The following is a 13711-nucleotide window of genomic DNA, read 5'->3' as shown; positions in this document are numbered from 1 at the left end:
AAAGCACGGTTCATCGCTGAGAGTTTACTCGCAGCAAATCTCACCCGCGCATCTGGGAAGGATTGCGATGACCGACAATAGCGTGACCTCATCATCCGCCACCACCGCATTCTGGCGCGAGCCGCGAACAAGGGCGTGGCTGGCGAGTTCGGCCATCGTTGCAGCGGGCATGATTGTCGGTGGCTTCCTGCTGGGCGACGGGCTGGTTCGCGCGAAGCACGCCGACCGCTCGGTCACTGTTCGCGGGCTGGCGGAGCGGGAGGTGATTGCCGACCTTGCCACATGGACGATCTCCTACTCCTCTACGGCCACCGACCTGGCGAGCGCGCAGGCTGGCGTCGACCGCGACACCGCGTCGATAGAGGCGTTCTTCAAGGATGTGGGATTCCCGGAAGAGGCATTGCAGCCCACCGGCGTGAACGTGAATTACTATACCGACAACGAAGGGGTCGGCCGGTACACGGTGCGCCAGCGGCTATCGCTGCGGACCGAAGATATCGAGCGGGCACAGACCGCCGTTAGACGCCAGGTGGAACTGGTACGGCGCGGGGTCGTGCTGGAAGACGGATCCGCCGTGTCGTATACCTTCACGGAACTCGACGCGATCAAGCCTGAAATGGTGGCCGATGCCACGCGAGATGCACGCGCGGCTGCGGAACAGTTTGCGAAGGACAGCGGCGCCGATGTCGGGGCCATCCGTCAGGCAGCCCAGGGCTATTTCTCGATCGAAGCCCGCGACGGCGAAGCCGGCGGCTGGGGCGTGTCCGACACGCCGTACAAGAAGGTTCGCGTCGTCACCACGGTCGATTTCTCGCTCGACTGACGCCGAACGCGCGAGAACGGAATACGGGCCACCCCCGAAAGGGCGGCCCGCCCCCCCGTCAGAAGCTCATTCCAAGTGTCGCCACCACGGCATCGTCGGTCAGGCCATCGACCGAAGGCCCTTCGGTGCCGACGTAAGTCAGGCTGAACTCCAGCCCGCCCAGAACCGTGGCGCTGGCCCCGATCGCCCAGTCGAGCCCGCTGTCATCGGTAGAACCGGCGAGCGCAGGCGGTGCCAGCACACCGTCGGTGTAACCGAGATGCCCGCTGAGGCTGATCGGCGTGTTCGGAATGCCGACACCCAGATCGGTGTAAACATACAGGTTGTCGCTATCGCCCAGCGCATCCTGATCGAAAGCATAGGCGGCGCCGACGGTCGCCTCTGCCGGGCCGAGAGTGAACGCGACCGAGGCATATGGCTCGAAATAATCGGTATCGGCGCCCAGGCCTTCGGTCGGGTACATGTAGTAGAGCAGCCCGACGTCGAGCGTCACCCCGTCGGAGACTTCCCCGCTCCAGCCGCCGTAAAGGTCGAGCTCGACGTCGCCGAGAAGATCGGTCCCGCCATCGTCGATGGAACTGCCCCAGGTGCCGATATAGAAGCCGCTTTCATGGGCGAGGTCGATCCCGCCCTGAATGGCCAGGTCACCGCCGGAAAGCGAAACGCCGCGGAATCGATAGTCGCTGGTGATCGCGACATTGCCCGATACCTCGACAGCGGCCGGCGGATCGGTTGCGTCCTGCGCCTGAGCAGGGGCAGCGATCATGACCGCGGATGAAAGAAATGTTGCGACCGTAAGGCCGCGGATGGACGTGAGCATGACAAACTTCCTTGCGTTTGCAGTTGCGCTTCGTCCCACCTGCCGGTCTGCCGGGTGCTTCGTTTTGCCGAGCACACTCTTGCAGACACGAAACAATCGTGCAGCATCGTGTTGCACCGCACAAGAAATATTTCCTCAATCACGATTCAGTCATGGTACTGTTGATTTCATGCATCAGTCCTGTGGCCGTGGCGCACGCAGACATCGGTTGCCGCGCACGGGCCGCTGCCCTATCGGCGGCGGGTCAAGTCCCGAAGTAATCCGATGTTCGAACCTTTACGCAAGATCTTCCGCAGCCGCCCCAGGCTCCCGGCACCGGCCGTGCCGGAGGGGCAGCGCGTCTATGCCATCGGCGACATTCACGGCAGACTGGACCTGTTCGACGAACTGATCGCTGCGATCGAACGCGATGCCGAAGCGGCGGGCGCAATAGAAACCACGATCGTTCTGCTGGGCGATCTCGTCGATCGCGGGCCGGACAGCGCCGGCGTCGTGCGCCGCGCACGCGAACTCCAGGCGCGCCGGCCGACCCGCGTCCTCGCCGGCAATCACGAGGAAATGTTCCTCGAATCCTTCGATGACCGGCGGCTCCTGCGCCATTTCCTGAAACACGGCGGGCGCGAAACGCTGCTTAGCTATGGTGTGCCGCGCAAGCGCTACAACGACAGCACGCTGGAGGAGCTGCAGGCCCTGATGCGGGAGGCGGTACCGAAAGAAGATCGGGAATTCCTGTCCGCGGCGGAAGAGTTCGTCGTTATGGGCGACTACCTGTTTGTCCATGCGGGGATCCTTCCGGAAGTCCCGCTGGAGGAGCAGTCGCGCCACGACATGCTGTGGATTCGCGACCAGTTCCTGAAATATCCGGGCCGTCATTCGCATGTCGTGGTTCACGGGCACACGATTTGCCCGGATATCGAGGAATGCAACAACCGCATAGGCATCGACACCGGTGCCTATCGCACCGGCAAACTGACGGCACTGGTGCTGGAAGGGCAATCACGCCGCTATATCCAGGCGGCCGAAAATGCGGGCGATGTGACGGCATTTGAAATGGAGAGCATACGATGAAAATCGCAATGGTCGGCTCGGGCTATGTCGGCCTCGTTTCCGGTGCCTGCTTCGCCGACTTCGGGCACGAAGTCGTTTGCATCGACAAGGATCAGTCGAAGATCGACCGTCTTCGCGATGGCGTAATGCCGATCTACGAACCCGGTCTGGCCGCGCTGGTGGAAAACAATACGGCGGCAGGCCGCCTGTCGTTCACCACCGATCTGGCGGAAGGTGTTGCCGGCGCCCAGGCGATCTTCATCGCCGTTGGCACCCCCAGCCGCCGGGGCGACGGGCATGCCGATCTTTCCTTCGTTCATGCGGTCGCGCGCGAAGTGGGGGAGAACCTTGCGGGCGATGCCGTCGTCGTCACCAAGTCCACCGTACCGGTCGGCACCGGAGACGAGGTGGAACGGATCATCGCGGAAACCGGCTGCGCGCACCGCGTCTCCGTCGTTTCGAACCCTGAATTTCTGCGCGAGGGCGCCGCAATCGGCGATTTCAAACGCCCCGACCGCATCGTCATCGGGGCAGAGGACGATTTCGGGCGCGAAGTGATGCGCGAAGTCTATCGCCCCCTGTTCCTGAACGAATCGCCAATTCTGTTCGTCAGCCGGCGCAGTGCCGAACTGATCAAGTATGCGGCCAACGCGTTCCTCGCCACCAAGATCACCTTCATCAATGAGATGGCCGATCTGTGCGAGAAAGTCGGCGCTAACGTGCAGGATATCAGTCGCGGAATCGGCATGGACAACCGGATCGGGTCCAAATTCCTCCATGCCGGGCCGGGATACGGTGGCTCGTGCTTTCCGAAGGATACGCTAGCGCTGCTCAAGACGGCCGAAGACTACGACAGCCCTGTGCGCATTGTCGAAGCAGTGGTGAAGACCAACGACAGCCGCAAGCGCGCGATGGGCCGCAAAGTGATCGAGGCGCTGGGCGGCCTGGACGCTGCGCGCGGCAAGAAGGTCGCGCTGCTGGGCCTGACGTTCAAACCAAACACCGACGACATGCGCGACAGCCCGGCAATCGCGATCGGCCAGGCGCTGGCCGATGCCGGGGTCGAGGTCGCGGGATACGATCCCGAAGGGATGGAGCAGGCGGCCCCGTTGATGCCGAACGTGCGCATGTGCGCCAGTGCCTATGACGCCATAGAGGGTGCCGACGCGGTGGCCATCGTGACCGAATGGGACGCCTTCCGCGCGCTCGACTTCGCCCGGGTGAAGGCGCTCGCCAATGCGCCGGTGCTGGTCGACCTGCGGAATATATACAAGCCCGACGATATGCGCGCAGCGGGCTTCACGTATATCAGCGTCGGGCGGGGATAGATTGCCAGGGGGCCTGTAAGCCGGGTTCTGTCTCGCGGGCGGTATCCCGCCCTCGTTTCCTTGGGAGAGACCGGCCCCGCGAGGGCAGCCATTCATCTTGGCGACGGATTGCTCCGCCGCTCGAGCAGCCAACCCGGGCGGTCGGGGCGAAACACCCCTGCCCCCTTGCGAGGACGCGCCGCCCCTATTCGGCCTTGCTCCGGGTGGGGTTTGCCAAGCGGATACCGTTGCCGGCATCCCGGTGCGCTCTTACCGCACCCTTTCACCCTTGCCCGGCCCGTTCCCGGGCCGTCGGCGGTTTTCTCTCTGTGGCACTTTCCCTGAACCGGCTCGCACCGGCCCGGCGGGCGTTACCCGCCACCCCTGTTTCGTGGAGCCCGGACTTTCCTCGGATGTTCGCACACCCGCGGCTGCCCGGCCCCCTGGCCCCGCCTATCTAGCGTGTCCGCGGTCGCGATCCAAGAGCAACTGGAACAGGATCGCCCGCACCTGGCCGTCGACCTCTCCATCGATCCGTTCGGGCCGCCAGCGGCGCTGAAACGCCTCCACCGCCTTGCGCCCATCCGTGACATCGTAGCCGAACCGTTCGAGCGCCAGGTAGAACGACGCATCGTTGTCGAACGGATCGCCCCTTTCCAGTTTGGTAGGGCGCGGAAGACACAGACCATAGCTGGCGAGGCGTTCCCACGGGAACAGTTCACCCGGGTCGATCTTGCGCGCCGGGGCCACGTCCGAATGGGCGACCACATTGGCGCGGGGGACGTCGTACCTATCGACGATCCGCGCCACCAGCGGAACGAGCGCGGCGATCTGCGCTTCGGCAAATGCGCGATATCCCAGCCCATGACCGGGATGATCGAGTTCGATCCCGACGCTGGCCGAATTCACATCCTTGTGGCCGCGCCAATAGGAAACGCCGGCGTGCCAGGCGCGCTTTTCTTCTGGCACGAGGCGAGTGACGTCGCCGGCTTCCGAAATCAGGTAATGGGCGCTGACCCCCACCTCAGGGTCGCACAACCGATCCAGCGCGGCCTGTGCGCTTGCCATTTCGGTATAGTGGATGACCACCATCGAAATCGGCAGTGTCCGCTCGTTCCAGTTGGGCGAGAGCCGCTCGTGATGGACAAGTTCGTCCATATCAACCGTTGGGCAAGACCGCGCCGAGCAACAGCGTCTCGCCGGTCTGCTTGTATTGCAACCCGCCGCCGGCGTGATCGGCCAGCAGATAGAGCATATGCGCGGCGGCGGTACGGCTCGACAGCTTTTCTCGCGGCAGGTTGCCTTCCAGCGCCGCACCGATCGATTGGTCGAACGCAACCTTCGGCCCGGCAGCGCGCACCACGATCTCGCTCGCCCCTTCGCGAACTTCCGCGCCGATATCCAGCGTGCCGCCGCGTACCAGCGCGTCGATGCCCATATGCGCGAAATTGAGCAGAACCTTCACTGCCGGCTTGGGCAGTCGCGCTTCGGAAAGCGCCCAGGCGATCTGGACCCGACGGGCCTCGCCAGCGAGCGCGTCGACCACGGCCTTCGCCTCCGACACGTCAACCTCGTCGCCGAAACCTCCGGCTGCGCCATAGGCGAGGCGGAAGAATTTCAGCTTGTCGGCGCTGATGCGCGCGCTCTGCTCCAGCAGTTCGAAGCAACGCTGGCGCATTTCGGGGTCCGTTTCCTCCGCCAGCAGTTCCAGGCCGTTGGAAAGCGCCCCGACCGGGCTGAGCATATCGTGGCAAAGCCGCGAACACAGCATGTTGGCGAGGTCGATGGCGTCGGAATTGGTCATGGGATGAAAAGCTCTGCCCCGTAATGTGGTTAATGCCCCGTCGGGCAGCCTTACCGATCTATGACTCGCAGGGAAAGCGCTTCGAAACCCGCTTCGTCGTCCTGCCAGAACCGTACCTCGCCTTCGGCCGCGATCGCCCAGATCCTGCCATCATGCGCGGCCAGAGCGCGATCGACCGATGAAGGAACGGCCTGGCCGACCGGATGCGAGTGATAGTACCCCACGACGGCCGGTCCGCCAGCCCGCGCGGCCCGGTGCGCATCGACCAGCGCCTGCGGGTCAATTTCGAAATGCCGATCGGGCGCGGAATGGATATTCGTCGCGGGTTTCAGCGCGCGGATTGTCTGCGCATCGCCAAGCAGGATGCCGCAGCATTCGTGCGGATGCGCCAGTGCCGCTTCATCCAGAATGCGCGCGAGCACGGCCCTTGTGACTTCCACCATCATCACGCATGGCTCTAGCATGGCTGGCAGCGAATTCACCGGAGGAAGTGTCACCGGCACGCTAGAGGGCGGCGATCGGCTCGATCGGGCGCTGGCGAAGGCATCGGGCCTGTCGCGCGAACGGATCAAGACATTGATCGGAGAGGGGCGTGTGACGGTGGATGGCACTGCGGCGCGCAGTGCCTCGGCCCGGTCCGCGCCGGGGGCGGCTTTCTCGATCGTCGTGCCCCCGCCCGCCCCGATGACGGCGGAGCCGCAGGACATTCCGCTCGATATCGTGTTCGAGGACGATCAACTCGTGGTGGTGAACAAGCCTGCCGGGATGGTCGTTCACCCGGCTGCCGGCAACCGCGATGGCACCCTGGTCAACGCCCTGTTGCACCACTGCCGTGGGCGTCTGTCGGGAATCAACGGCGTCGCCCGCCCTGGCATCGTGCACCGGATCGACAAGGACACCTCGGGCCTGCTCGTCGTTGCCAAGACCGATGCAGCGCACGAAGGCCTGGCCCGCCAGTTCGCCGACCATTCGATTGCCCGCGCCTATCTCGCTGTCTGTGCCGGTCATCCCCGCCCGCCGGCGGGGACGGTTACAGGGCGAATCGGGCGTTCCGATACAAACCGCAAGAAAATGGCCGTGCTGCCCGCGGATTCGCAGCGCGGCAAACATGCCGTCACGCACTACCGCACGGTGAAGCTTCTGGAGGCATGTGCGCTCATCGAATGCCGGCTGGAAACCGGGCGCACGCACCAGGTGCGCGTTCATTGTTCGTCAATCGGCCATCCCCTATTGGGGGACCCTGTCTATGGACGCACACCTGCGGCTCTCCGCCCGCTTCTCAGGGATCTCGGCTTCGCGCGGCAGGCGCTTCACGCCGCATCGCTCGGATTCGAGCATCCGGTCACCGGCGAAAGGGTGGATTTCCGGGCCGAGTTGCCCCCCGATATGCGGGAACTCATCGACGAAACCACTCGTTGAAATCGATGAAATGCGGTTCAACCCGCGCCCTTTGCGTCCTATATGTGAATGCGTGGCCCGCACCATGGATGCCCACAAGGGGTCCTGCACAGGCGAGGTCGACACGAGAAAGGTCAGGGTAAAGTGAACAACAAGAAAGCATTAAGCGTTCCGGCGCTGGGCGGCGAGCAGAGCCTCAACCGCTATCTTTCCGAAATCAAGAAGTTCCCGGTGTTGACGGCTGAGCAGGAATACATGCTCGCCAAGCGTTACGAGGAACACGACGATCCCGAGGCGGCGGCGCAGCTCGTGACCAGCCACCTGCGGCTCGTGGCCAAAATCGCGATGGGTTATCGCGGCTACGGCCTTCCGGTCAGCGATCTCATTTCCGAAGGCAACGTCGGGCTGATGCAGGGCGTCAAGAAGTTCGAGGCCGATCGCGGCTTCCGCCTTGCGACGTATGCGATGTGGTGGATCAAGGCTTCGATTCAGGAGTTCATCCTGCGGTCGTGGAGCCTGGTGAAAATGGGCACCACCGCCGCCCAGAAGAAGCTGTTCTTCAACTTGCGGCGGATGAAGAAGAACCTCGACGCTTACGAGGATTCCGATCTCCACCCCGACGACGTGAAGAAAATCGCGACCGACCTGGGCGTTCCCGAGCAGGAAGTCGTCAACATGAACCGGCGGATGATGATGGGCGGCGACGGTTCGCTCAATTCGCCGATGCGTGGCAGCGAGGAAGGCTCCGGCGAATGGCAGGACTGGCTGACCGATGATCGCCCGCTGCAGGACGAGACAGTCGCCAACGCCGAAGAGGCCGACGTGCGCCACGACATGCTGGTGGAGGCGATGGACGGTCTCAACGATCGGGAGAAGCACATTCTCACCGAACGTCGCCTGACGGAAAATCCGCAAACTCTGGAGGAACTGAGCCAGGTTTACGACGTCAGCCGCGAGCGTATTCGCCAGATCGAGGTGCGTGCGTTCGAAAAGCTGCAAAAGGCGATGCAGCGCATTGCCGGTGAACGGCTGCTACCCGGCGCCGCATAAGCCCGAAATGACATGAGACGAGGGCGCGGGGGAATATATCCCTGCGCCCTTGTTCATTTTCCGAAGCACCGTTGAGGTTTCGCAATCGGCGAACAGCCCACGGTTGAACCAGGGCCCCCGACAAGATCCATTCCATGCGCGCGCGTAAGGCGATTGCGTGCGGCGGCCGGCGCCCCTATCCGATCGGGTCATGCGCTGGCTCCTCCTGTTTCTTGCCAAGATCGTCCTGTGGTTCGTGGGGCTCAGCCTCGTGCTGGTGGTGATGTTCCGCTTCGTTCCCCCACCGGTGACCGCGACGATGCTGATGGACCCCAACGGCATCACCAAGGACTGGGAGCCGCTGGCGAATATCGACCGCAATCTCGTCACCGCAGTCATCGCGGCAGAAGATGGCAAGTTCTGCAGCCATGACGGTTTCGATCGCGAAGCAATCGAGCAGGCGATCGAGCGCAACGCGAAAGGCGGGCGGATTCGCGGTGGGTCGACGATCAGCCAGCAGACCGCAAAGAACGTCTTCCTATGGCAGGGCGGCGGCTATGTCCGGAAGGGCTTCGAAGCGTGGTTCACGTTCCTGATCGAGCAGATCTGGGGCAAGCGGCGGATCATGGAAGTCTACCTCAACGTGGCGGAGACCGGCATCGGCACTTATGGCGCCGAAGCGGGGGCGCAGCGCTATTTCAACCACTCTGCCGCGCGGCTGACCCGCACCCAGGCGGCCCGGATAGCCGCGGCGCTGCCGCTGCCGAAGAAGCGTTCGGTCGTCAATCCGACCGGATTCACCCGCCGTTATGGCAACACGATAGCCGCGCGGATGGGCGTTGTGCGGCGCGACGGGCTCGATGCCTGCGTCTACGATTAGGCGCCAGCCCCCCGCCGCATTGATGATATTCCGTATCTTGCTGATAAAAATACACTTTCTTGAAAGCCCGCCGCGCGCATCCTAGGTAATCGGCAGCACATCGGGAGGAAGCGTTGGCGCATTCGCACGGCCATTCGGCACACGATCATACGGGCGGCCATCATCACGCCCCGGCGGATTTCGGGCGCGCTTTCGCCATTGGGGTCGTGCTCAACAGCGTCTTCGTGCTGATAGAGGCGACTTACGGCTTCCTCTCCGGGTCGATGGCGCTGGTGGCCGATGCCGGCCACAACCTTTCCGACGTGCTGAGCCTGCTGCTCGCCTGGGCGGCGGCGACGGCCGCGAAACGTCCGGCATCCGGCCGCTTCACTTATGGCTTCAAGAGTTCCACCATCCTCGCCGCGCTGGGCAATGCCGGCCTGTTGCTGGTGGCGATCGGGGCGATCCTGTTCGAAACGATCCGCCGCTTCGCTGAACCTGCGCCGGTGGCCGGAACGACGATGATTGTCGTGGCGGGGATCGGCATTCTCATCAACGCCGGGACCGCGATGCTGTTCATGCGCGGGCGGCACGACGATCTGAACATCCGCGGCGCTTTCCTGCACATGGCCGCCGATGCGCTCGTCTCGCTGGGAGTGGTGATCGCAGGCGTCGCGATCCTGCTGACCGGGGCGAGCTGGATCGATCCGCTGACGAGCCTGGCGATTGTCGCCGTGATTGGCTGGGGCACTTGGGGGCTACTGAAGGACAGTGTGAAGATGAGCCTGCTCGCGGTGCCCGAAGGTATCGCCGAGGCGGAGGTGCGCAGTTACCTTTCGGGGCTTCCGGGGGTCGAGGCGATTCACGATCTTCATATCTGGCCGATGAGCACGACGGAGACGGCGCTGACGGCCCATCTCGTTATGCCGGGTGGGCATCCGGGCGATGCGTTCCTGCACCGCCTCAGCCAGGATCTCGAACACAAGTTCGGGATCGGCCACGCTACGGTGCAGGTGGAAACAGATATCGACGCGCATTGCGCCGACTGCACCTGACCGCATTTGCCCGCACGAAACGGGACGCGCCCGTCCCTGCCCCCGATTAGGCGATGATCTCACCCTGGAATGGCGGAGATATCGCATGGCATTGCTTCACGACAAATCGATCATCATCACCGGCGCGAGCTCGGGCATTGGGCGGGCAGCCGCGCGGATCTTCGCAGCGCAAGGCGCGCGACTGGTGCTGGTCGCGCGCCGCGCCGACATGCTGGAAGAAGTCGCGACGGAGATTGTCCAACAGGGCGGCGCGGCAGTGTCCTGCCCCGGCGATGTCACCGCTGCGCAATGCCATGCCCGCGCCGTGGAGGTGGCACTGGAACGCTACGGCCAGCTCGACGGAGCGTTCAACAATGCAGGAATCGTGGGGGCGATGAAGCCGCTGGCCGATCTTTCCGACGATGACTGGAGCCAGACGCTGGCGGTCAATCTGACGGCTGCATTTCTGGCGACACGCGCGCAGGTTCCTGCGCTGCTGGCCAATGGCGGTGGCAGCCTGGTTTTCACCAGCACTTTCGTCGGATCGAGCGTGGGCATGCCCGCGATGGGTGCGTACGGCTCTGCCAAGGCGGGCCTTGGCGGGCTCGTGAAATCCATCGTCGCGGATTACGGCCACCGCGCCATCAGGGCCAATGCCCTGATGGCGGGTGGAACCGATACGCCGGCCGCGGGGACCGACGAGGCCAAGGCCTGGGCGGCGGGCCTGCATCCCGTCCGGCGGATCGCTCAGCCGGAAGAGATCGCCAATGCCGCCCTGTTTCTGCTCAGCGATCTGTCGAGGTTCGTGATCGGCAGCGCGCTGTGGGCCGATGGCGGCAATTCGGCGACCAAGGTCGCGGCAGGCGATTAAGGTCGCAGAGCTACCGCGGGCCGGTTGTCGAACCGGTTACTGGGCCTGTTCGCTGCTTGCCGCGCCTTCTTCCTGCGCGGGCAGTTCGCCGTTCGGATCGCTTTCGACCAGTTCGGCGACCTGGTCGTAAACCTGGGCGTTGTCTTCCATCTGCTGCTGCAGAGGGGGGTTCTGCTCACCGACGTTGCGGAAAAATCCGCTCGCGTCGCGCAGAAGCTTCGCCGCGAGATGTGCGTTGGTAGCCATAGTTGAGTTTCCTCGTATTCGCATCAATAGGCGGGCCGGTGAACGCCACCGGCCCGTCGCGCAGCCGTGTGCCGCGCCTCGAACGCCTTTCTACAGGCTATGTCGGCCGCAAGTGGGCCGAACGATGGGGCGGCGATAGCAGCCGCCCGGCAGCCATTGCGATCAGGCTGCCTCTTCCTTTTCTTCGCCGCCGAGCACGCGAATCGGCTCCTTGCGGCCTTCGACTACATCGCCGTCGATTACGATCTCGCTGACCCCTTCCATGTCGGGAAGGTCGAACATCGTGTCGAGCAAAATGCCTTCAACGATCGAACGCAGGCCACGCGCGCCGGTTTTGCGCTGGATCGCCTTCTCCGCGATCGTGCGCAGCGCATCTTCGGTGAACGTCAGTTCGACATCTTCCAGCTCGAACAGCTTGCGATACTGCTTGGCCAGCGCATTCTTGGGCTCGCTGAGGATCTGCACCAGCGCATCGATATCGAGATCGCGCAGCGTCGCGATGACCGGCAGACGACCGACGAATTCGGGGATCAGCCCGAACTTCAGCAGATCTTCCGGCTCGCACTTTTCGAGCAGTTCGCCCACGCGGCGCTTGTCAGGGTCGGCGACATGGGCGCCGAAGCCGATCGAACGCTTCTGAAGCCGGTCGGCGATGACTTTCTCCAGCCCCGCGAACGCGCCGCCACAGATGAACAGAATATTCGTCGTATCGACCTGCAGGAATTCCTGCTGCGGATGCTTGCGTCCACCCTGAGGCGGGACGGAAGCGGTCGTGCCTTCCATCAGCTTCAGCAGCGCCTGCTGGACCCCTTCGCCCGAAACATCGCGGGTGATCGAGGGATTTTCCGCCTTGCGGGTGATCTTGTCGATTTCGTCGATATAGACGATGCCGTGCTGGGCCTTGTCGACGTTGTAATCGCTCGACTGCAACAGCTTGAGGATGATGTTCTCCACATCCTCGCCGACATAGCCGGCTTCGGTCAGCGTCGTCGCATCGGCCATCGTGAACGGCACGTCGAACGTACGCGCCAGCGTCTGGGCCAGCAGCGTCTTGCCCGATCCGGTCGGACCGACCAGCAGGATGTTCGATTTGGCCAGTTCCACATCGCCGGCCTTGCCGGAATGCTTCAGCCGCTTGTAGTGATTGTGCACCGCGACAGACAGCACCCGCTTCGCGCGGTCCTGCCCGATCACGTAATCGTTCAGTGTGCCGAAAATGTCGTTCGGGGTGGGGACTTCGCCTTCCTTGCGGCCGGTCAGTCCTGCCTTGGTCTCTTCCCGAATGATGTCGTTGCACAGCTCGACGCATTCATCGCAGATGAACACGGTGGGTCCGGCGATGAGTTTCCTCACCTCGTGCTGCGATTTGCCGCAGAAGCTGCAATACAGCGTGGACTTGCTATCGGTTCCGCTCAACTTGGTCATTCCCGTAATTCCCGAACCCCGGTGCGCATGTCGCATCGGATTCGACCGACTCTAAAGCCGGATGGTCATTAATCAACATATCGGGTCTAGCATTTACATGTTGCTACAGGCTGAAGTGCCCAGCCTGACCCGATACCGGGATTGTGTCCCACACCGGGGCACGGCCCGGTGTCGACACTACTCCGGCGCGCCGCCGGACCCCGTTTCTTCGCCCGGCTCTTCATTCTCGGGCCGGGTTTCGAACACTTTGTCGACGATGCCGAACTTCATCGCTTCATCGGCCTCGAGGAAAGTGTCGCGGTCCATTGCCTTCTCGATATCGGAAAGGCTCTGGCCGGTATATTTGACGTAAAGATCGTTCATCCGCTGGCGGATGCGCAGGATTTCCCGCGCCTGGATCTCGATATCGCTCGCCATGCCGCGTGCGCCGCCCGAAGGCTGGTGCACCATGATCCGCGCATTCGGCAGCGCGATACGCATTCCCGGCTCACCTGCAGCAAGCAGAAAACTGCCCATCGACGCCGCCTGGCCCACGCAAACGGTGGAAACGCGCGGTTTGATGTACTGCATCGTATCGTGGATCGCCATGCCGGCAGTCACCACGCCGCCGGGCGAATTGATGTACATGCTGATCGGCTTGGACGGATTTTCGCTTTCGAGAAACAGCAGCTGCGCGACGATCAGCGAGGCCATATTGTCTTCGACCTGCCCGGTCACGAACACGATCCGTTCGCGCAGCAGGCGGCTGAATATGTCGAAGCTGCGTTCGCCCCGGCTGGTCTGTTCAACCACCACCGGCACCAGCGCGCCCGTCACCGGATCGCGGGTGAACTGCCCCTGCGAAGCGTGGGCATCGGTGCCGAACAGGTCGATCATGCAAAAATTCCTCTCGTCAGAAGTGCGACCGGCTATGTCGCTATAGCTGGCGCGATGTTCAAGGGCATTAACCCTTCCGCGGCAAATTTGCCGCCGGAAACCGTCCGGGTGAAGGCGCGTTGTTGTACTGGTGATCGGCTTGCTTTGTTGCGGGGCAGTGGCAAAGTGCGGC

Annotated in this window: 15 protein-coding genes and 1 other RNA gene; 8 read left to right on the top strand and 8 right to left on the bottom strand. The window is 63.3% G+C overall.

What is annotated here, in order from left to right; all coding sequences use genetic code 11:
• Positions 1-67 precede the first annotated feature (67 nt).
• The gene (locus tag AM2010_RS01705) at positions 68-823 is read left to right on the top strand and encodes an SIMPL domain-containing protein (protein WP_047805603.1); all 756 of its coding nucleotides are present in this window, start codon (positions 68-70) and stop codon (positions 821-823) included.
• A gap of 58 nt (positions 824-881) precedes the next feature.
• On the opposite strand, the gene AM2010_RS01700 is transcribed toward AM2010_RS01705, so the two are convergent.
• Positions 882-1643 carry a TorF family putative porin gene (locus AM2010_RS01700; RefSeq protein ID WP_047805602.1) on the bottom strand — a complete coding sequence of 254 codons (762 nt, stop codon included), beginning with the start codon at positions 1641-1643 and terminating at the stop codon, positions 882-884.
• Positions 1644-1907: 264 nt separating this feature from the next.
• Between AM2010_RS01700 and AM2010_RS01695 the strand changes: the two genes are divergently transcribed.
• Entirely contained in the window at positions 1908-2711 is an 804-nt protein-coding gene (locus AM2010_RS01695) for a metallophosphoesterase family protein (protein WP_047805601.1), read from the top strand.
• Entirely contained in the window at positions 2708-4018 is a 1311-nt protein-coding gene (locus AM2010_RS01690; protein WP_047805600.1) for a UDP-glucose dehydrogenase family protein, read from the top strand. Before AM2010_RS01695 ends, AM2010_RS01690 begins: the two co-directional genes overlap by 4 nt.
• On the opposite strand, the gene rnpB is transcribed toward AM2010_RS01690, so the two are convergent.
• The 4 genes from rnpB to AM2010_RS01675 form a co-directional block, all read right to left on the bottom strand.
• Positions 4019-4444: RNase P RNA component class A (gene rnpB / locus AM2010_RS13845), an RNA gene on the bottom strand.
• 6 nt (positions 4445-4450) lie between these two features.
• Positions 4451-5155 (bottom strand): N-acetylmuramoyl-L-alanine amidase, encoded by a 705-nt coding sequence (locus AM2010_RS01685; protein WP_047805599.1) that lies wholly within the window; start codon positions 5153-5155, stop codon positions 4451-4453.
• A 1-nt stretch (position 5156) separates the two neighbouring features.
• Entirely contained in the window at positions 5157-5801 is a 645-nt protein-coding gene (locus AM2010_RS01680) for a histidine phosphotransferase family protein (protein ID WP_047805598.1), read from the bottom strand.
• Between the two features lie 50 nt (positions 5802-5851).
• Positions 5852-6265, bottom strand: coding sequence for a M67 family metallopeptidase (locus tag AM2010_RS01675; RefSeq protein WP_047805597.1), 414 nt, complete (start codon positions 6263-6265; stop codon positions 5852-5854).
• On the opposite strand from AM2010_RS01675, the gene AM2010_RS01670 reads away from it, so the two are divergent.
• The 5 genes from AM2010_RS01670 (at position 6264) to AM2010_RS01650 (ending at position 10992) form a co-directional block, all read left to right on the top strand.
• Positions 6264-7220, top strand: a complete 957-nt coding sequence (locus tag AM2010_RS01670) for an RluA family pseudouridine synthase (protein WP_047805596.1) — start codon at positions 6264-6266, stop codon at positions 7218-7220. The two genes, AM2010_RS01675 and AM2010_RS01670, sit on opposite strands and share 2 nt — an antisense overlap.
• A 123-nt stretch (positions 7221-7343) precedes the next feature.
• Positions 7344-8249, top strand: a complete 906-nt coding sequence (gene rpoH / locus AM2010_RS01665; RefSeq protein WP_082132766.1) for an RNA polymerase sigma factor RpoH — start codon at positions 7344-7346, stop codon at positions 8247-8249.
• A gap of 190 nt (positions 8250-8439) precedes the next feature.
• Entirely contained in the window at positions 8440-9108 is a 669-nt protein-coding gene (gene mtgA, locus AM2010_RS01660) for a monofunctional biosynthetic peptidoglycan transglycosylase (protein WP_047805595.1), read from the top strand.
• 113 nt (positions 9109-9221) lie between these two features.
• Positions 9222-10142, top strand: a complete 921-nt coding sequence (locus tag AM2010_RS01655; protein ID WP_047805594.1) for a cation diffusion facilitator family transporter — start codon at positions 9222-9224, stop codon at positions 10140-10142.
• Positions 10143-10227: 85 nt separating this feature from the next.
• Positions 10228-10992: an SDR family oxidoreductase gene (locus tag AM2010_RS01650; protein WP_047805593.1), complete on the top strand. Its 765-nt coding sequence runs from the start codon at positions 10228-10230 to the stop codon at positions 10990-10992.
• Between the two features lie 36 nt (positions 10993-11028).
• Here the strand turns inward: AM2010_RS01650 and AM2010_RS01645 are convergent, their stop codons facing one another.
• From AM2010_RS01645 to AM2010_RS01635, 3 genes are all read right to left on the bottom strand, one after another.
• Positions 11029-11238 carry a hypothetical protein gene (locus tag AM2010_RS01645; protein WP_047805592.1) on the bottom strand — a complete coding sequence of 70 codons (210 nt, stop codon included), beginning with the start codon at positions 11236-11238 and terminating at the stop codon, positions 11029-11031.
• A 162-nt stretch (positions 11239-11400) separates the two neighbouring features.
• Positions 11401-12663, bottom strand: a complete 1263-nt coding sequence (gene clpX, locus AM2010_RS01640; protein ID WP_047805591.1) for an ATP-dependent Clp protease ATP-binding subunit ClpX — start codon at positions 12661-12663, stop codon at positions 11401-11403.
• Positions 12664-12840: 177 nt separating this feature from the next.
• Positions 12841-13539, bottom strand: a complete 699-nt coding sequence (locus AM2010_RS01635) for an ATP-dependent Clp protease proteolytic subunit (RefSeq protein ID WP_047805590.1) — start codon at positions 13537-13539, stop codon at positions 12841-12843.
• Positions 13540-13711: the final 172 nt, after the last annotated feature.

The sequence above is a fragment of the Pelagerythrobacter marensis genome (assembly GCF_001028625.1).
GTDB lineage: Bacteria > Pseudomonadota > Alphaproteobacteria > Sphingomonadales > Sphingomonadaceae > Pelagerythrobacter > Pelagerythrobacter marensis.
Note: the sequence above shows the minus strand (reverse complement) of the source record. Positions and strands in the feature narration are given on the sequence as shown.